Source organism: Paraburkholderia flagellata (assembly GCF_021390645.1).
Classification (GTDB): domain Bacteria; phylum Pseudomonadota; class Gammaproteobacteria; order Burkholderiales; family Burkholderiaceae; genus Paraburkholderia; species Paraburkholderia flagellata.
Genome location: NZ_JAJEJT010000001.1, coordinates 2,741,682 through 2,760,050, shown reverse-complemented (window position 1 = coordinate 2,760,050; position 18,369 = coordinate 2,741,682). Strand labels below are relative to the sequence as shown.

The window sequence follows — 18,369 nt, the reverse complement described above, 5'->3', positions numbered from 1 at the left end:
CCCCATCCAAAGCAGTCTGCTTCAATCTGCTGTCTGAGACCGCCGAACGCATCGCCCGGCGGCCGGTCGATACTGCGCGCGTTATGCCTCGACGCGTTCGATCGCGAGGGCAATACCCTGGCCGACGCCGATGCACATCGTGCAAAGCGCGAAGCGTCCGTTCGTGCGCTCCAGCTGATGGAGCGCCGTCGTAACGAGTCGCGCGCCCGAAGCGCCGAGCGGGTGGCCCAGCGCGATCGCGCCGCCATTCGGGTTCACGCGCGGATCGTCGTCGGCAATGCCGAGTGCGCGCAGCACGGCGAGACCTTGCGAGGCGAACGCTTCATTGAGCTCGATCACATCGAACTGGTCCAGCGTCATGCCGAGTTGCTTGAGCAGCTTTTGCGTAGCGGGCGCGGGGCCGATGCCCATGATGCGCGGCGCAACACCAGCGGTCGCCATACCGAGCACGCGCGCGCGGCGACGCAGGCCATACTGCTTTGCGGCCGCCTCATTGGCGAGCAGCAGGGCGCAGGCGCCGTCGTTGACGCCCGAGGCGTTGCCGGCCGTGACCGTGCCGTCCGGCTTCACGACACCCTTGAGCTTGCCGAGCGATTCGAGCGAGGTCTCGCGGGGGTGCTCGTCGAGCGTCACGCGAACCGGGTCACCCTTCTTTTGCGCAATCTCGACCGCGACGATTTCCTGCGCGAGCGTGCCGTCTTTCTGCGCGCGAGCTGCTTTTTGCTGGCTGCGCAGCGCAAACGCATCTTGATCGGCGCGATTGATCCTGAATTCTTCCGCGACGTTTTCCGCCGTTTCCGGCATTGAATCGACACCGTACTGCTGCTTCATCAGCTTGTTGACGAAGCGCCAACCAATAGTCGTGTCATAGATGGCCGCGTCACGCGAGAAGGCCGAAGCTGCCTTGCCCATGACGAACGGCGCGCGCGTCATGCTTTCCACGCCGCCCGCGATCATGAGGCGCGCTTCGCCCGCCTTGATCGCGCGCGCCGCACTGCCGACAGCGTCGAGGCCCGAGCCGCACAGGCGGTTGAGCGTGCCGCCCGGCGCGTCGGTCGGCAGGCCCGCGAGCAGCGCGGCCATGCGCGCGACGTTGCGATTGTCTTCGCCGGCCTGGTTGGCGCAGCCGTAGAGCACGTCGTCGAGCGCGCTCCAGTCCACGCCGGGATTGCGCTCCACGAGCGCGCGGATGGGCACGGCAGCGAGGTCGTCCGCGCGGACGTCCTTGAGGGCGCCGCTGTAGCGGCCGAACGGGGTGCGAATCGCGTCGCAGATATAGGCTTCGGTCATCTCGGGTTCCTGGGGCGCGAGCGCAAAAGTGCACTCACGCCTTGCATGCTAGAGGGATGGGCAATCGGGCGCCATTCGGCTGAACGGCATAGGCCGTTCAGCTGGCTGCCACCGGGGCTGCTTTCGGTTCAACATGAACGCGGCTTTGAACCACGCGGAAGCGGTTCGCCACGAAGGCGGCGTCAGCGAGTGCGGCGTTCGCCGCGGGGTTCGCGCCGGTGCCGTGGAAGTCGGAGAACGCAGCCGACTGGTTCACGAACACGCCGCCCGTCAGGTTGATCGAGAGCGCCACGCCGCCGGTGATGGCGGCTTCGTGAGCCGCTTCGATCACGGCGTCGTCCGTGCTGTAGACGGACAGCGTGAGCGCGCCGTGGTCGCGCGCGGTCTCGCCGGCCAGCTTGAGCGACTCGGCGGTCGAATCCGTGGCGATCACGAACGAGATCGGGCCGAACCATTCGCGTGTGAACTGGGCGGCGTCGCGGGCTGCGTCCAGCGAAAGCACGAGCGGCGTGCGTACGCGAGCGCCGGTGAACTGCGGGTGTTCCAGCGTCAGACTGTCGGCGAGCACGGTGCCGAGCTTGCGGGCCTCGTCGATGCGAGCGGTCACACCTTCATTCTGGATCGCACCGAGCACTTCCACGGCGCGCGCCGGGTCGGACACGAACTTCTGCACGGCGCCGGCAATCGCCTGGGCGACTGCCTCGAAGCTCACCTGGCCTTCAGCGGTGCGGATGCCGTCGCGCGGCACATAGATGTTCTGCGGAGCCGTGCACATCTGGCCCGAGTAAAGGGCGAGCGAGAACGCAATATTGCGGGCGGCGGCCTTCAGGTCGTCCACGGAGTCGATCACGATCTGGTTCACGCCGGCCTTTTCCGTGTAGACCTGCGCCTGGTGCGCATTGCGCTCGAGCCAGTCGCCGTTTTGCGTGCTGCCCGTGAAGTCGATCAGCTTGATTTCGGGACGCAGCGCGAGTTGTTGCACGAGCGCGCCATCGTTGGGATCGGTGGCGAGCAGCGTCACGACGTTCGGATCGAAGCCGGCTTCGCGCAGGACGTCACGCGCAATGCGCACGGTGATAGCGAGCGGCAGGATCGCGCCCGGGTGCGGCTTGACAATAACGGTGTTGCCAGTCGCGAGATCGGCGAAGAGGCCGGGGTAGCCGTTCCAGGTCGGAAACGTGCAGCAGCCAAGCACGAGGCCGGTGCCGCGCGGCACGATGGTGAAGCGCTTTTGCATCGCGAGCGGCGGGTTTTTGCCCTGCGGCTTCTCCCAGTGCGCGTCGGCGGGAATGCGGCGCAACTGGTCGTATGCATAGGTGACTGCTTCGAGCGCGCGGTCCTGAGCGTGCGGGCCGCCGGCCTGGAACGCCATCATGAACGCCTGGCCGGTCGTGTGCATCACGCTGAAGGCGATCTCGAAGCTCGCGCGGTTCAGGCGCTCGAGAATCTCGAGGCTCACGCCTGCCCATGCCTTCGGGCCGGCCGCACGCCAGTCGCGCTGGGCGTTCTGAGCGGCTTCGATCAACTGATCCGGCGTCGACTTCGGATAGCGCGCGCCGAGCGCGAAGCCGAACGGCGAGGCCTCGCTGCCGACGGTTTCGCCGGTCGACGGCTGGTCGAGTTCGAAGGCGCGATTCAGGTGGGCCTTGAACGCGGCTTCGCCATCTGCGCTAGCGGTTTCCCCGTACACTTTGGGGCTAGGCATTTCGGCGAACGGGCTCCAGTAGCCACGGGTCTCGATGGCGGCAAGCGCTTTTTGAAGCGCGCCCTCATGCTTGGCGAACAGCGAATGTGTCATGGCTCAACGTTGGTAGAGAGGGTGGACAGGGCCCGTGTCAATTAATTGACCGACCGGTTGGTTGGGCAATGTTAGCATTAGTCAAAGTTCGGCGTAAAAGATTTTTTTGGGGACTTTCTTTAGATGGAAGGAGGAGTTATGGGGTACGAAAACATCCTGGTCGAGACGCGTGGCAAGGTCGGACTGATCACGCTGAACCGGCCAAAGGCGCTCAACGCACTGAACGACGCGCTCATGGACGAACTGGGAGCAGCGCTCAAGGCGTTCGACGCTAATGAGGGCGTTGGTGCGATCGTCATCACGGGTAGCGAAAAGGCGTTCGCGGCCGGCGCGGATATCGGGATGATGGCGACCTACACCTTCATGGATGTGTACAAAGGCGACTACATCACGCGCAACTGGGAGACGATTCGCTCGATTCGCAAGCCGATCATCGCGGCGGTCGCGGGCTTCGCGCTAGGTGGCGGTTGCGAACTGGCCATGATGTGCGACATGATCTTCGCCGCCGATACAGCGAAGTTCGGCCAACCCGAAATCAAACTGGGCGTGATACCGGGGGCGGGCGGTACGCAGCGTCTGCCGCGCGCGGTATCGAAAGCAAAGGCAATGGATCTGTGCCTGACCGCGCGGATGATGGGGGCGGAAGAGGCGGAGCGTGCCGGGTTGGTATCGCGAGTGATTCCGGCCGCGGATTTGCTGAATGAAACGCTCGCGGCGGCGGCGACCATCTGCGAATTCTCCTTGCCCGCCGTCATGATGGCGAAGGAGTCAGTGAACCGCGCCTACGAGACGACGCTCGCGGAAGGCGTGCACTTCGAGCGCCGCATGTTCCATTCGCTTTTCGCAACGGAAGATCAAAAGGAAGGGATGGCGGCATTCGTCGAAAAGCGCAAGCCCGCGTTCAAGAACAAGTAACGGCTCGGCGTGATTCGATCGCTGTGACCGGCGGTCGAAGTTATTTCTCGCCACCCCTTGCGCAGCGCCGGCGGGGGCGCTAAGATTCGCCCCCTTCGCAGTTCGATGTCACTGACGTCCGGGCAGCGAAGGCCGCCGCGGAAACCGGCGGACGCGGGAGTCGGCAGCTTTTTTAAGCGGTGAGCGAAAAAAAGGGGTTGACGAAGCGAAAAAGATTCTTCATAATCTCGTTTCTCTGCTGCTGACGCAGCAACGCAGAAAGAAGCCGGTAGTTGAGCAGTGGTTGGGCTCAGATGCCGCGACAACTTCGCGATCGATCTTTAAAAATTTACAGCCGATAAGTGTGGGCGCTTGATGCGGTGGCGGCCTGACCTCGTTCTTCGGAGCGGGGCCGGGAGCAGCAAAAGTATCAAGAGTCTCACACTAAAGTAAGTCAGGTTTTTGAATTTATTCAATGACCTGTCAGCTTTGAGTGAGCGACCGGTTTCGAGAGAAACCGAAAACAGTAACAGGTTTAAACTGAAGAGTTTGATCCTGGCTCAGATTGAACGCTGGCGGCATGCCTTACACATGCAAGTCGAACGGCAGCACGGGTGCTTGCACCTGGTGGCGAGTGGCGAACGGGTGAGTAATACATCGGAACATGTCCAGTAGTGGGGGATAGCCCGGCGAAAGCCGGATTAATACCGCATACGATCCATGGATGAAAGCGGGGGACCTTCGGGCCTCGCGCTATTGGGGTGGCCGATGGCGGATTAGCTAGTTGGTGGGGTAAAGGCCTACCAAGGCGACGATCCGTAGCTGGTCTGAGAGGACGACCAGCCACACTGGGACTGAGACACGGCCCAGACTCCTACGGGAGGCAGCAGTGGGGAATTTTGGACAATGGGCGAAAGCCTGATCCAGCAATGCCGCGTGTGTGAAGAAGGCCTTCGGGTTGTAAAGCACTTTTGTCCGGAAAGAAATCCTTCGAGATAATACCTTGAGGGGATGACGGTACCGGAAGAATAAGCACCGGCTAACTACGTGCCAGCAGCCGCGGTAATACGTAGGGTGCGAGCGTTAATCGGAATTACTGGGCGTAAAGCGTGCGCAGGCGGTGATGTAAGACCGATGTGAAATCCCCGGGCTTAACCTGGGAACTGCATTGGTGACTGCATCGCTGGAGTATGGCAGAGGGGGGTAGAATTCCACGTGTAGCAGTGAAATGCGTAGAGATGTGGAGGAATACCGATGGCGAAGGCAGCCCCCTGGGCCAATACTGACGCTCATGCACGAAAGCGTGGGGAGCAAACAGGATTAGATACCCTGGTAGTCCACGCCCTAAACGATGTCAACTGGTTGTCGGGCCTTCATTGGCTTGGTAACGTAGCTAACGCGTGAAGTTGACCGCCTGGGGAGTACGGTCGCAAGATTAAAACTCAAAGGAATTGACGGGGACCCGCACAAGCGGTGGATGATGTGGATTAATTCGATGCAACGCGAAAAACCTTACCTACCCTTGACATGTACGGAATTCCGCTGAGAGGTGGAAGTGCCCGAAAGGGAGCCGTAACACAGGTGCTGCATGGCTGTCGTCAGCTCGTGTCGTGAGATGTTGGGTTAAGTCCCGCAACGAGCGCAACCCTTGTCCCTAGTTGCTACGCAAGAGCACTCCAGGGAGACTGCCGGTGACAAACCGGAGGAAGGTGGGGATGACGTCAAGTCCTCATGGCCCTTATGGGTAGGGCTTCACACGTCATACAATGGTCGGAACAGAGGGTTGCCAAGCCGCGAGGTGGAGCCAATCCCAGAAAACCGATCGTAGTCCGGATCGCAGTCTGCAACTCGACTGCGTGAAGCTGGAATCGCTAGTAATCGCGGATCAGCATGCCGCGGTGAATACGTTCCCGGGTCTTGTACACACCGCCCGTCACACCATGGGAGTGGGTTTTGCCAGAAGTGGCTAGTCTAACCGCAAGGAGGACGGTCACCACGGCAGGATTCATGACTGGGGTGAAGTCGTAACAAGGTAGCCGTATCGGAAGGTGCGGCTGGATCACCTCCTTTCATGAGCTCATCGCTCACTGCGTTTTAAGCGCTCACACTTGTCGGCTGTAAGAAAGACAGACTCAGGGGTCTGTAGCTCAGTCGGTTAGAGCACCGTCTTGATAAGGCGGGGGTCGATGGTTCGAATCCATCCAGACCCACCACTGTCTGTGACGGGCAGCCCCCTTGAGTTGTGTGACTGGGGGATTAGCTCAGCTGGGAGAGCACCTGCTTTGCAAGCAGGGGGTCGTCGGTTCGATCCCGTCATCCTCCACCAATTCCCAATGCACAGCGTTCTGCAGCAATGATGCAGAACACTTCGCATTGGCGATTGAGCCAGTCAGAGCGATATGAAAATATCGGCTGTCGTTCTTTAACAATCAGGAAGAAGTAGTAAAGAGATTCATCCAAAAATGTCTAGAGATGGGCATGAGTAGGTGAATCAGGGTTGTGATTGTATCGAAAGTATTTTTAAGTGATCGAAAGATTGCCTTGAAATACGGCGCAACACGAATACTCAACCTGTAACGATTGTGATCGGAATCGTCCCCTTCGGGGATGAGCCCGGAGTAAGCGCTAAAGCGCTAACACCGGGCGCAAGACACACCCGTTATAGGGTCAAGCGAACAAGTGCATGTGGTGGATGCCTTGGCGATCACAGGCGATGAAGGACGCGGTAGCCTGCGAAAAGCGGTGGGGAGCTGGCAAACAAGCTTTGATCCACCGATATCCGAATGGGGAAACCCACTCCGAATGGAGTATCCATGACTGAATACATAGGTCATGTGAAGCGAACGCGGCGAACTGAAACATCTAAGTAGCCGCAGGAAAAGAAATCAACCGAGATTCCCAAAGTAGTGGCGAGCGAAATGGGACCAGCCTGCATTCTTTATCTGAACTGTTAGCCAAACGCTCTGGAAAGTGCGGCCATAGTGGGTGATAGCCCCGTAGGCGAAAACAGATTGGAAGAACTAGGGATGCGACAAGTAGGGCGGGACACGTGAAATCCTGTCTGAAGATGGGGGGACCATCCTCCAAGGCTAAATACTCGTGATCGACCGATAGTGAACCAGTACCGTGAGGGAAAGGCGAAAAGAACCCCGGGAGGGGAGTGAAATAGATCCTGAAACCGCATGCATACAAACAGTCGGAGCCTCGCAAGGGGTGACGGCGTACCTTTTGTATAATGGGTCAGCGACTTACATTCAGTGGCAAGCTTAACCGAATAGGGCAGGCGTAGCGAAAGCGAGTCCGAACAGGGCGTTCAGTCGCTGGGTGTAGACCCGAAACCAGGTGATCTATCCATGGCCAGGTTGAAGGCACGGTAACACGTGCTGGAGGACCGAACCCACTAACGTTGAAAAGTTAGGGGATGAGCTGTGGATAGGGGTGAAAGGCTAAACAAACCTGGAAATAGCTGGTTCTCTCCGAAAACTATTTAGGTAGTGCCTCGTGTATCACCTTCGGGGGTAGAGCACTGTCATGGTTGAAGGGTCCATTGCGGATTACTTCGCCATAGCAAACTCCGAATACCGAAGAGTGCAATCACGGGAGACAGACATCGGGTGCTAACGTCCGGTGTCAAGAGGGAAACAACCCAGACCGCCAGCTAAGGTCCCCAAATATGACTAAGTGGGAAACGAAGTGGGAAGGCTAAAACAGTCAGGAGGTTGGCTTAGAAGCAGCCACCCTTTAAAGAAAGCGTAATAGCTCACTGATCGAGTCGTCCTGCGCGGAAGATGTAACGGGGCTAAGTCATATACCGAAGCTGCGGATGCGAGCTAGTCTCGCATGGTAGGAGAGCGTTCCGTAAGCCTGCGAAGGTGCGTTGAAAAGCGTGCTGGAGGTATCGGAAGTGCGAATGCTGACATGAGTAGCGATAAAGGGGGTGAAAGGCCCCCTCGCCGTAAGCCCAAGGTTTCCTACGCAACGTTCATCGGCGTAGGGTGAGTCGGCCCCTAAGGCGAGGCAGAAATGCGTAGCTGATGGGAAGCAGGTCAATATTCCTGCACCATTGTTGAATGCGATGGGGGGACGGATCGCGGAAGGTTGTCCGGGTGTTGGAAGTCCCGGTCCTTGCATTGGAGAAGGCGCTTTGGCAAATCCGGGCGCGGAATTCAAGGGTGTGAGGCCAGTCTCTCAGGAGACGAAGCAACTGGAAGTGGTTCCAAGAAAAGCCTCTAAGCTTCAGTTCAGCAGTGACCGTACCGCAAACCGACACAGGTGGGCGAGATGAGTATTCTAAGGCGCTTGAGAGAACTCGGGAGAAGGAACTCGGCAAATTGGTACCGTAACTTCGGGATAAGGTACGCCCCTGTAGCTTGACTGGCCTGCGCCAGAAGGGTGAAGGGGTTGCAATAAACTGGTGGCTGCGACTGTTTAATAAAAACACAGCACTCTGCAAACACGAAAGTGGACGTATAGGGTGTGACGCCTGCCCGGTGCCGGAAGATTAAATGATGGGGTGCAAGCTCTTGATTGAAGTCCCGGTAAACGGCGGCCGTAACTATAACGGTCCTAAGGTAGCGAAATTCCTTGTCGGGTAAGTTCCGACCTGCACGAATGGCGTAACGATGGCCACACTGTCTCCTCCCGAGACTCAGCGAAGTTGAAGTGTTTGTGATGATGCAATCTCCCCGCGGCTAGACGGAAAGACCCCATGAACCTTTACTGTAGCTTTGCATTGGACTTTGAACCGGTTTGTGTAGGATAGGTGGGAGGCTGTGAAGTGTGGACGCTAGTCTGCATGGAGCCGTCCTTGAAATACCACCCTGATCTGTTTGAGGTTCTAACCTTGGTCCGTGATCCGGATCGGGGACAGTGCATGGTAGGCAGTTTGACTGGGGCGGTCTCCTCCCAAAGGGTAACGGAGGAGTACGAAGGTACGCTAGGTACGGTCGGAAATCGTGCTGATAGTGCAATGGCATAAGCGTGCTTGACTGTGAGACTCACAAGTCGAACAGGTGCGAAAGCAGGTCATAGTGATCCGGTGGTTCTGTATGGAAGGGCCATCGCTCAACGGATAAAAGGTACTCTGGGGATAACAGGCTGATACCGCCCAAGAGTTCATATCGACGGCGGTGTTTGGCACCTCGATGTCGGCTCATCTCATCCTGGGGCTGTAGCCGGTCCCAAGGGTATGGCTGTTCGCCATTTAAAGAGGTACGTGAGCTGGGTTTAAAACGTCGTGAGACAGTTTGGTCCCTATCTGCCGTGGGCGCTGGAAGTTTGAGGGGGCCTGCTCCTAGTACGAGAGGACCGGAGTGGACGAACCTCTGGTGTACCGGTTGTGACGCCAGTCGCATCGCCGGGTAGCTATGTTCGGAAGAGATAACCGCTGAAAGCATCTAAGCGGGAAACTCGCCTCAAGATGAGACTTCCCCGGGGACTAGATCCCCTTGAAGGGTCGTTCGAGACCAGGACGTTGATAGGTCAGGTGTGGAAGCGCAGTAATGCGTTAAGCTAACTGATACTAATTGCCCGTAAGGCTTGATCCTATAACAGGTGTGTTTCAGACACGCATGGTTGAGTGATCACGTGTTGTGCCGATTCAAACAACACAACCCCAATTCAGCAACACCCTCTTTACGCTTCTTCCAGATTGGCTGTGGCGCCCCCAAAGGCGACGCAGCAACCCGTCATGCCTGATGACCATAGCGAGTTGGTCCCACCCCTTCCCATCCCGAACAGGACCGTGAAACAACTCCACGCCGATGATAGTGCGGATTGCCCGTGTGAAAGTAGGTAATCGTCAGGCTCCTCATGCTGTAACGTCCAGAACCCCGGTGTCTCCGAAAGAGAACCGGGGTTCTGGCGTTTGGGCGCGTGTTTGAATGCGACACGACAGGCAGGAAACAAAAAAGCCGTCCACTGGACGGCTTTTTTGCATTGGCGCCCGACTCACCGTTGAGCCAAAAATTTCGTCGCCAGGTGCACCCAAAACGACGATCCCACCGGCAGCAGCTGATCGTTAAAGTCATAGCTAGCGTTGTGCAGCATGCAAGGGCCTGCACCGTGTCCCGCATCCCGGTGACCACCTTCGCCGTTGCCAAGAAACGCGTAGCAGCCGGGCTTCTCAAGCAGCATGAACGAGAAGTCCTCGGCGCCCATGGTTGGCTCGACGTTCGCGTCGACGTGATCGGCGCCGACCACCTCCCGCATGACCTTTGCGGCAAACTGCGCCTCCGCGCTGCTGTTCACCGTCGGCGGATAGTTGCGATGGAAGGTGATGTCGACCGAGCAGTCGTACGCCTCAGCCGTGCTCTCGGCGATTTTGCGCAGTCGCGACTCGATCAGATCCAGCGTTTCCGTCGTGAAGGTACGCACCGTTCCCGCGATCCATGCCGTATTCGGCACCACATTGACCGCATCGCCGGCATGAATCTGCGTGATCGAGAGCACGGCCGTATCGAGCGGCTTCTTGTTGCGCGTGATGATGCTTTGCAACCCGTTCGCAATCTGCACCGCCGTAAAGACCGGATCCCGGCCGTTGTGCGGCAACGCGGCATGTGAACCTACGCCCCTGATTTCAATCCGGAATTCGTTGCTCGAAGCCATAATCGGCCCTTCGGTCACGCCGAAGTAGCCGGCCGGCATGCCGGGCCAGTTGTGAATGCCGAAAACGGCATCCACAGGAAATTGCTCGAAGAGGCCATCTTCGATCATGGCTTTCGCGCCGGCACCGCCTTCTTCGGCGGGCTGGAAAATGAAGACGATCGTGCCGTCGAACTGTCCGTGCCGCGCGAGATATTGTGCTGCGCCAAGCAGCATCGCCGTGTGGCCGTCGTGACCGCACGCGTGCATCTTCCCTTCGTTGCGCGAGCGATGATCGAACGTGTTGAGTTCCTGGATCGGCAACGCGTCCATATCGGCGCGCAACCCGACCATACGCTTGCCAGTGCCGCGCTTGAGCACACCGACGACGCCGGTTTTGCCCATGCCACGATGCACTTCAATGCCCCATTCTGTGAGTTTCGCTGCGACGAGGTCGGAGGTGTGGGTTTCTTCGTAGCGCAGCTCGGGGTGCGCGTGGATCGTTCGTCGGAGGCCCTGAATTTCGCCTTGGGCGGCCTGGATTTCCGGAATCAGTTTCATGGCGGACGGTGCTCAAAAAGTGGGTGCCCGGCCTTTGTCTCCAAATAGGCCGGGTCTAGACGAACCATTCTACGCCGAACCTTTTTTTTCGCGCCAACCCACATGGTGCGGACAGGGCGCGCGCCCTGAACATAATAAAATCGTACTTACGACAGAACGCCTCACCCACGGATTTCCGATGAACGCCCCAGCCGAATTTGCCCGTGCAGTTTGCCCGCACGATTGTCCCGATACCTGCGCGATGCGCGTAACCGTCGAAAACGGCCGGGCGATCAAGGTGAGCGGCGACCCCGAGCATCCGCCCACCCAGGGTGTCCTGTGCACGAAAGTGACGCGCTATGCCGAGCGAGTCCATCACCCGAAGCGTTTGACGCAGCCGATGAAGCGGGTCGGGCGCAAGGGGGAAGGGCGTTTCGAGCCGATCAGCTGGGACGAGGCAAACCGGATCGCCGCTGAACGCCTCGGCGAAATCGCGCAGCGCGCGCCCGAAGCGATCTTGCCGTACAGCTATGCCGGCACGATGGGACTCGTTCAGGGCGATAGCATTGCACAGCGCTTCTTTCACAAGCTCGGCGCGTCGCGTCTCGATAGAGCGATCTGCGCGGCGGCGGGTGCCGCCGGCCTGCGTTATACGTTCGGCTCGAGCCTCGGCATGCTCACGGAGTATTTCGCAGAAAGCGAAGTGATCCTGATCTGGGGAGCCAACCCGATCGCCTCGAACCTGCACTTCTGGACCCGCGTGCAAGAAGCGAAGCGCAACGGGGCAAAGCTGATCGCGATCGACCCGTATCGCTCGCTGACGGCCGAGAAGTGCCATCAGCACATTGCGCTCAAGCCCGGCACAGACGGCGCGCTCGCACTCGGCATGATGCACGTTCTGATCACCGAGAACCGGCTCGACCACGCCTACATTGCGGCCCATACACACGGCTTCGACGCGCTGAAGGCGCGTGCACTGACCTACACGCCGGCGCGCGTCGCCGAGATCTGCGGCATCGAGGAGCAGGTCGTCGTCGATCTCGCGCGCCTCTATGCATCGACGCGCAAGGCGGCAATCCGCATGAACTATGGCCTGCAACGCGTGCGCGGCGGCGGCAACGCCGTGCGTGCCATCGCCTGCCTGCCCGCGTTGACTGGCGCGTGGCGCGAGCGCGCGGGCGGCGTGCTGCTTTCGTCGTCGGGCTGGGCGCCCGTCGATTCGAACGCCCTCCAACGTCCAGATCTGATTCCGGGTTGGCCGCAGCATCAGCCGCGCATCATCAACATGAACCAGATTGGCGACGCGCTCACGCACGCAGGCGACGCCGCATTCGGGCCGAAGGTTGAAGCGATCGTCGTCTACAACTCGAACCCGGTCGCGGTTGCGCCCGAGTCGGCGAGGGTCGCTGCCGGCTTTGCGCGCGAGGACCTCTTTACTGTCGTGCTCGAGCAGTTCCAGACCGACACCGCCGATTACGCTGACCTGCTGCTGCCTGCCACGACCCAGCTCGAACATCTCGATGTCCACAAGTCCTACGGCCATACGCACGTCATGGCGAACCTGCCCGCCATCGCGCCCGTTGGCGAGGCGCGGCCGAATACCGAGATTTTCCGTTCCATTGCGCGCGCGATGGGCCTGACCGAGCCGGCGCTGTTCGAAAGCGACGAGGACGTGGCGGCCCACGCATTCGACTGGAGCGATCCCGCGCTAGGCGGCGCCGATTGGGCGGCGCTCAAGCGCGAAGGCTGGTTGAAGCTGAACATTCCCGAAGCGCCGTTCGCGAGCGGCGGTTTTCGCACGCCCACGGGCAAATGCGAGTTCCATAGCGAGGCGCTTGCGAAGGCCGGGCTCGATCCGCTGCCCGATTACCTGCCGCCGCACGAGTCGGCGGACGGCGCGCCCGAGCTCGCCGCGCGCTATCCGCTCGCGATGATCTCGCCGCCCGCTCGCAACTTTCTGAACAGCACCTTCGTGAACGTGGAGAGCCTGCGCGCAACCGAAGGCGAGCCGCACGTGGACCTCCATCCGGCCGACGCCGCCCGCCGCGAGATTACCGACGGCGACGAGGTTCGCGTGTTCAACGACCGCGGCTCGATGCGCGCGCGGGCACGTGTGACCGACCGGGCTCGCATCGGCCTCGTGGTGGGCCTGTCGATCTGGTGGAAGAAGCTGGCGCCGGACGGCCGCAACGCCAACGAAGTGACGAGCCAGGCGCTCACCGACCTCGGCGGCTCGGCGACTTTCTACGATTGCCTCGTCGAGGTCAAGCGCGCCTGAAAGTGCCTCACGACACAGCTACCGGGCCCGCAATGGGCGTTCGAGGGGCCTTTCTAACCCGCTGATTTGCTGACATAAAAGCTGGGTCGCCATGCTACGATCGTTTTTTTAGCACGACCATTCGAAAAAACAAGGAGGAGACGCTGCATGGAAAAAGTCTGGCTGAAATCGTACCCGCCCGGCGTTCCCGCTGAAATCGACGCAAGCCGTTACGCGTCCATCACTGCGTTGCTCGAGGAGAGCTTCAGCGAATTCCGTGCGAAGCCCGCCTTCGCGTGCATGGGCAAGACGATCACCTACGGTGAGCTGGACCAACTCTCCCAGCGTCTGGCCGCGTGGTTCCAGTCGCGCGGCATTGCACGTGGCGCGCGCATCGCGCTCATGATGCCCAACGTGCTGCAGTACCCGGTCGCGCTGGCCGCAGTGCTGCGCGCGGGCTATGTCGTCGTCAACGTGAACCCGCTCTACACGCCACGCGAACTCGAACACCAGTTGAAGGACAGCGGTGCCGAGGCGATCGTCGTCCTCGAGAATTTCGCCGGAACCCTGAGCGCGGTCGTCGCCAATACGCGTGTGAAGCACGTGCTGGTCGCGGCGATGGGCGATCTCCTTGGCGCGAAGGGCTTCGTCGTCAACTTCGTCGTGCGGCGCGTGAAGAAGATGGTTCCCGCCTGGAACCTGCCCGGCCACGTGCGCTTCAACGACGCGCTCGCCGAAGGTGCACGTAAAGGGTTCAAGCGCGTCGAGCAGACGCCCGAGGACGTCGCCTTCCTTCAGTACACAGGCGGCACGACCGGTGTGGCCAAGGGCGCTACGCTGCTGCATGGCAATCTGGTCGCCAACGTGCTGCAGTCGGCGGCATGGACCGAGCCCGCGCTTGCGAAACTGCCATCCGGTACGCAGCCGGTGACGGTTGCGGCGCTGCCGCTTTATCACGTGTTCGCGCTGACCGTTTGCGGGCTGCTGACGCTGCGCACCGGTGGTCTCGCGATCCTGATTCCGAATCCGCGCGATATCGGCGGCATGATCAAGGAGCTGCACGGCTACTCGATCACGTGTTTCCCCGCGGTCAACACGCTCTACAACGCGATGCTCAACCATCCGGAATTCGGCAATCTGGACTTCACGCACCTGCTCGTTGCAAATGGCGGCGGCATGGCCGTGCAGGAAGCCGTGGCCAAGCGCTGGTACGAGCGCACGCATACGCCGATCGTCGAAGGCTACGGGCTCTCGGAAACCTCACCCAGCGTGACCTGCAATCCGGTCACTGCAACGGAATACACCGGCACGATCGGTCTGCCTTTGCCATCCACTGAAATCTCGATCCGCGACGACGCCGGCAACGAGCTGCCGATTGGCGAGGCCGGTGAAATCTGCATCCGCGGGCCGCAGGTGATGGCGGGCTACTGGCAGCGTCCGGAAGAAACGGCGAAGGTCATGACGCCCGACGGCTACTTCAAGTCGGGCGACGTCGGCCTCATGAATGCGCGCGGCTACATCAAGCTCGTCGACCGCAAGAAGGACATGATTCTGGTCTCGGGCTTCAATGTCTATCCGAATGAAGTCGAGGACGTCGTGGCGAAGCTGCCGGGCGTGTTCGAAGTGGCGGCAGTGGGCGTGCCGGACCAGAACTCGGGAGAGGCGGTGAAGCTCTATATCGTCAAGAAGGACCCGGCGCTCACCGACAAGGACGTGTTCGAGTACTGCAAGACGCAGCTCACTGGCTACAAGCGGCCGAAGATCATCGAATTCCGCAACGATCTGCCCAAGAGCAACGTAGGCAAGATCCTGCGCCGCGAGCTGCGCGACGGTCGCGCCTGAAAGCGCAGGAACGAAGCGAAAAGCGAGAAGCAAGTGAAGAACGGCCTGCCCATCGAGGGCAGGCCGTTTTTTTTTGACCCTGCGCACCTTCGCGAAACAAGGCGTCACGCCAAAGAAAAAAGGCGCCCGGAGGCGCCTTCGAGATTACAGCAACTGTTCTTATTAGAACTTGTGACGGATACCAACGCGAGCCGTGAACACGTTGTTCGTGCTCGACGGCGTCAGGCCGTTGATCGACGCGACAGCCGACTGGCCGAGCGAGTCCGTACCCGAAGCGTGCTGGTACACGCCGATCAGGTAGACGTCCGTGCGCTTCGACAGGAAGTAGTCCGTGCCGAGTGCGTACTGGTAGTACTTCGAACCGCTCTGGCTCGAACCGTTCGCCAGCGTGACGCTGCTGCCGTCCGTGTAGTCGAATGCGAAGCCTGCCAGCAATGCCGGCGTGAACTGGTACTTGAAGTTCGCTTCGACGTTGTTGAACGTGGCGTTCGAACCGCGCTGATAAAGCGACGGAGCCGTGCCGGCAACCGTACCCAGGTCGCGGAAGCTGACATTCGAATACGTCAGGCCGAACGTGGCTGCGCCGAACGTGTATGCACCGCCAACACCGATGGACTGATACGTGTTGGCCGTCGTGAAGCCACCGAACACGGGGTTGCTCGAGGTCGCGGAATTCGAGATCGGCGAGGTGGCCGAGCCGTTGTTGAACAGGCCGCCGAAGTTGTTCGGCGTGCGTGCATTCAGGTAACCAACGCCGAGAGAGAGCGGGCCGTTGCTATAGCCAGCACCCAGCGACCAGATCTGGTTCTGCGTGAAGTTGCCTGCCTGGCCACCGAAGCTGTACGTGCCGCCGAACGTCAGGCCAGCGTAGTTCGCGCTCGTGAACTTGACCGTGTTGTTCGTACGGAAGGCGTTGTTGAAGTTGTCCAGATCTTGCGGGTGAGCGGCGATGTAGCCGCCCCACTGGTCGCCTGCTTCGAACGGACCGACGTAGTCGACGACGGAGTCGTACTGGCGACCCATCGTGACCGTGCCGAACTGTGCGCTCGAGAGGCCGACATACGCTTGACGACCGAACATCAGGCCGCCCTGGCCGAGCTTGCCGGTGTTCACGTCGAAGCCGTTTTCGAGCACGAAGACTGCCTTCAGGCCGCCGCCGAGGTCTTCAGCGCCGCGCAGGCCGAAACGGCTGCCTTGCATCACGCCACTCGACAGGTTGTACAGGTGCTTGCCACCCGAATTCGTATTGATGTTGAAACCTTCGTCGATGATGCCGTACAGCGTGACGCTGCTCTGAGCGTGAGCAACGCCCGCGAACGCGCCCAGCGCAGCCAGCGCGAGAAGCGACTTCTTCATTGAATGATCTCCAGTGTTTGCGAATCTTTTGCGTCTTTTAACGGGACCAGTTTTTTATCGTGCGGGGTCCCGTCCTTCTAACTTCGCGAGAAGTTGCCACGTAATGTAACAAAAGGGTTAATAGTCACAAAGGAAAAGCCAGGGCATCGCTAAGTACCTGTTTCGTTTACACAACATGGTCTAGAATATGCGGCTATCTATCGGCGCTGCCCCGGATTGACGGATCTCCGTGAGTTTGTGTAGAGGTGAAAGGGCAGTCCGGGCGAGCAGAGAAATCCGGCTCGCCAATGAAACGAAAGGGAGGCTGGATGACGCTAGATGACTTGATTACCGAATTCGACCGGGGCCTGCGCTCGCTCACCGGCGTGTCGCGCATGACGCGTCCGATGCCGCAGCCTTCGCCCGTTACCATCGAAGTGACGCCCGAGGGCGATGCCGTGCCAGCCGGCAGTGAACTCACGGCCGCCGAGCGCACGCATGCCGCTGGCCTCATGCGAGTGAATCATGTGGGCGAAGTGTGTGCCCAGGCGCTGTATCAGGCGCAAAAAATCTCTGCGCGCTCGCCGTCGCTCAAGGCTGCCTTCGAGCAGGCCGCGCGCGAAGAAGAGGATCACCTTGCGTGGACCTCTCGCCGTCTTGAGGCGCTCGACTCGCGTCCGAGCCTGCTCAATCCGCTTTGGTACGCTGGCGCGCTCGCGATCGGCTTCGCCGCCGGGCGCCTCGGCGACAAGGTGAGTCTCGGCTTCATGGCCGAAACCGAGCGCCAGGTCGAGCATCATCTCGACAGCCATCTCGACAGCCTGCCGCCCGCCGATCTCGAGTCGCGTGCGGTCGTCGAGCAGATGCGCGCCGACGAAATCTCGCACGCAAAATCGGCCACCGATCTGGGCGGAGTCGAACTGCCGCTGCCGGTGCGTTCGCTCATGCGTGTAGCATCGAAAGTCATGACGCGCACCGCCTATTACATCTGATTAGGCGGCTTGGGCCGGCAATCGCTGTCGGCGCAAGCCTGTATTAATCTTTCAGAGCTTTCAGCCCCCGGTTTTAATCCCCGCAAGCCCCCGCTCGATCCCGCCGTAGGCCGTTTATCGCCGCGCTTTTCACGTATCACCTTCAGAACCTGCGTTAGTTCGTTCATTCATAACGGTTTTTGGCTTTTGTCCCGACTTCAACAAGTGCCGCTAAGTCCTTGTTCTAGCGGATAAATTTCGTCAAAAAACGTCTGGTCTCCCTTGACCCTCGTTGGGCGTTCCTCTAAAGTGGGAGACAGTGTGAGAAAGTGTATTTTTGTGTGATTTCAGACGTGTATTCAGGTAGATTTTCCGAGATTTAGGCGGGCGGCGAAAAGCGCCGCATTAGGGGGAGCAAATTGTTCCAGGGGGCGTCGGCGCTGACACTCGATGCGAAAGGACGGATGTCGATTCCGTCTCGCTATCGGGAAGCGCTGCAACAACAGGCAGAAGGACGGGTGACGATCACCAAGCACCCGGACGGCTGCCTGTTGCTATTTCCGCGCCCCGAATGGGAAGTGTTCCGCTCGAAGGTCGCCGCCTTGCCGATGGATGCGCACTGGTGGCGCCGCATTTTTCTCGGTAATGCGTCCGACGTCGATGTCGACAGTGCGGGCCGCGTGCTCGTCTCACCTGAATTGCGTTTGGCGGCAGGAATGGAAAAGGAAGTCATGCTGCTCGGCATGGGTAGTCATTTTGAGTTGTGGGATGCGCAGACCTACGCCGCCAAGGAACAGGCGGCGATGGCCCAGGGCATGCCCGACGCCCTGAAAAATTTCACGTTCTGATCGCGGTTAAAA

General features: G+C 59.9%; 9 protein-coding genes, 2 tRNA genes and 3 rRNA genes. 10 read left to right on the top strand and 4 right to left on the bottom strand.

Going from position 1 to position 18,369, the window contains the following annotated elements; translation table 11 throughout:
- Window positions 1-81: 81 nt before the first annotated feature.
- Window positions 82-1,290 (bottom strand): 3-oxoadipyl-CoA thiolase, encoded by a 1,209-nt coding sequence (pcaF, locus tag L0U83_RS12340; protein WP_233882973.1) that lies wholly within the window; start codon window positions 1,288-1,290, stop codon window positions 82-84.
- 97 nt (window positions 1,291-1,387) lie between these two features.
- Window positions 1,388-3,088, bottom strand: a complete 1,701-nt coding sequence (gene paaN, locus L0U83_RS12335; protein ID WP_233882972.1) for a phenylacetic acid degradation protein PaaN — start codon at window positions 3,086-3,088, stop codon at window positions 1,388-1,390.
- Window positions 3,089-3,226: 138 nt separating this feature from the next.
- Between paaN and L0U83_RS12330 the strand changes: the two genes are divergently transcribed.
- The 6 genes from L0U83_RS12330 (at window position 3,227) to rrf (ending at window position 9,788) form a co-directional block, all read left to right on the top strand.
- On the top strand, window positions 3,227-4,003 hold the full coding sequence (locus L0U83_RS12330) for an enoyl-CoA hydratase (RefSeq protein ID WP_233882971.1): 777 nt from the start codon (window positions 3,227-3,229) through the stop codon (window positions 4,001-4,003).
- A gap of 516 nt (window positions 4,004-4,519) precedes the next feature.
- A 16S ribosomal RNA gene (locus tag L0U83_RS12325) occupies window positions 4,520-6,052 on the top strand.
- Window positions 6,053-6,118: 66 nt separating this feature from the next.
- Window positions 6,119-6,195 (top strand) — tRNA-Ile (locus tag L0U83_RS12320).
- 37 nt (window positions 6,196-6,232) lie between these two features.
- Window positions 6,233-6,308 (top strand) — tRNA-Ala (locus L0U83_RS12315).
- Between the two features lie 339 nt (window positions 6,309-6,647).
- A 23S ribosomal RNA gene (locus L0U83_RS12310) occupies window positions 6,648-9,528 on the top strand.
- A 146-nt stretch (window positions 9,529-9,674) separates the two neighbouring features.
- Window positions 9,675-9,788, top strand: a 5S ribosomal RNA gene (rrf, locus tag L0U83_RS12305).
- The 16S, 23S and 5S rRNA genes sit together here with 2 tRNA genes alongside, the layout of an rRNA operon.
- Window positions 9,789-9,931: 143 nt before the next feature.
- Here rrf and L0U83_RS12300 read toward each other — a convergent pair.
- A complete protein-coding gene (locus L0U83_RS12300; protein ID WP_233882970.1) occupies window positions 9,932-11,125 on the bottom strand; it encodes a M20 aminoacylase family protein in 1,194 nt (397 codons plus the stop codon).
- Between the two features lie 178 nt (window positions 11,126-11,303).
- Between L0U83_RS12300 and L0U83_RS12295 the strand changes: the two genes are divergently transcribed.
- On the top strand, window positions 11,304-13,382 hold the full coding sequence (locus tag L0U83_RS12295) for a molybdopterin-containing oxidoreductase family protein (protein WP_233882969.1): 2,079 nt from the start codon (window positions 11,304-11,306) through the stop codon (window positions 13,380-13,382).
- A 147-nt stretch (window positions 13,383-13,529) separates the two neighbouring features.
- The gene (locus L0U83_RS12290) at window positions 13,530-15,203 is read left to right on the top strand and encodes a long-chain fatty acid--CoA ligase (protein WP_233882968.1); all 1,674 of its coding nucleotides are present in this window, start codon (window positions 13,530-13,532) and stop codon (window positions 15,201-15,203) included.
- A 162-nt stretch (window positions 15,204-15,365) separates the two neighbouring features.
- Here the strand turns inward: L0U83_RS12290 and L0U83_RS12285 are convergent, their stop codons facing one another.
- Entirely contained in the window at window positions 15,366-16,559 is a 1,194-nt protein-coding gene (locus L0U83_RS12285; protein ID WP_233882967.1) for a porin, read from the bottom strand.
- A 308-nt stretch (window positions 16,560-16,867) separates the two neighbouring features.
- Between L0U83_RS12285 and coq7 the strand changes: the two genes are divergently transcribed.
- Window positions 16,868-17,530, top strand: a complete 663-nt coding sequence (gene coq7 / locus L0U83_RS12280) for a 2-polyprenyl-3-methyl-6-methoxy-1,4-benzoquinone monooxygenase (protein WP_233882966.1) — start codon at window positions 16,868-16,870, stop codon at window positions 17,528-17,530.
- Between the two features lie 398 nt (window positions 17,531-17,928).
- Window positions 17,929-18,357: a division/cell wall cluster transcriptional repressor MraZ gene (gene mraZ / locus L0U83_RS12275; protein WP_028207782.1), complete on the top strand. Its 429-nt coding sequence runs from the start codon at window positions 17,929-17,931 to the stop codon at window positions 18,355-18,357.
- Window positions 18,358-18,369 lie beyond the last annotated feature (12 nt).

What these genes read in the sequence shown, in the direction of transcription:
- L0U83_RS12300 (WP_233882970.1), bottom strand. Translation starts at nt 11,125, where the DNA reads ATGAAACTGATTCCGGAAATCCAGGCCGCCCAAGGCGAAATTCAGGGC.
- L0U83_RS12295 (WP_233882969.1), top strand. Translation starts at nt 11,304, where the DNA reads ATGAACGCCCCAGCCGAATTTGCCCGTGCAGTTTGCCCGCACGATTGT.
- pcaF (WP_233882973.1), bottom strand. Translation starts at nt 1,290, where the DNA reads ATGACCGAAGCCTATATCTGCGACGCGATTCGCACCCCGTTCGGCCGC.
- paaN (WP_233882972.1), bottom strand. Translation starts at nt 3,088, where the DNA reads ATGACACATTCGCTGTTCGCCAAGCATGAGGGCGCGCTTCAAAAAGCG.
- L0U83_RS12290 (WP_233882968.1), top strand. Translation starts at nt 13,530, where the DNA reads ATGGAAAAAGTCTGGCTGAAATCGTACCCGCCCGGCGTTCCCGCTGAA.
- L0U83_RS12285 (WP_233882967.1), bottom strand. Translation starts at nt 16,559, where the DNA reads ATGAAGAAGTCGCTTCTCGCGCTGGCTGCGCTGGGCGCGTTCGCGGGC.
- L0U83_RS12330 (WP_233882971.1), top strand. Translation starts at nt 3,227, where the DNA reads ATGGGGTACGAAAACATCCTGGTCGAGACGCGTGGCAAGGTCGGACTG.
- coq7 (WP_233882966.1), top strand. Translation starts at nt 16,868, where the DNA reads ATGACGCTAGATGACTTGATTACCGAATTCGACCGGGGCCTGCGCTCG.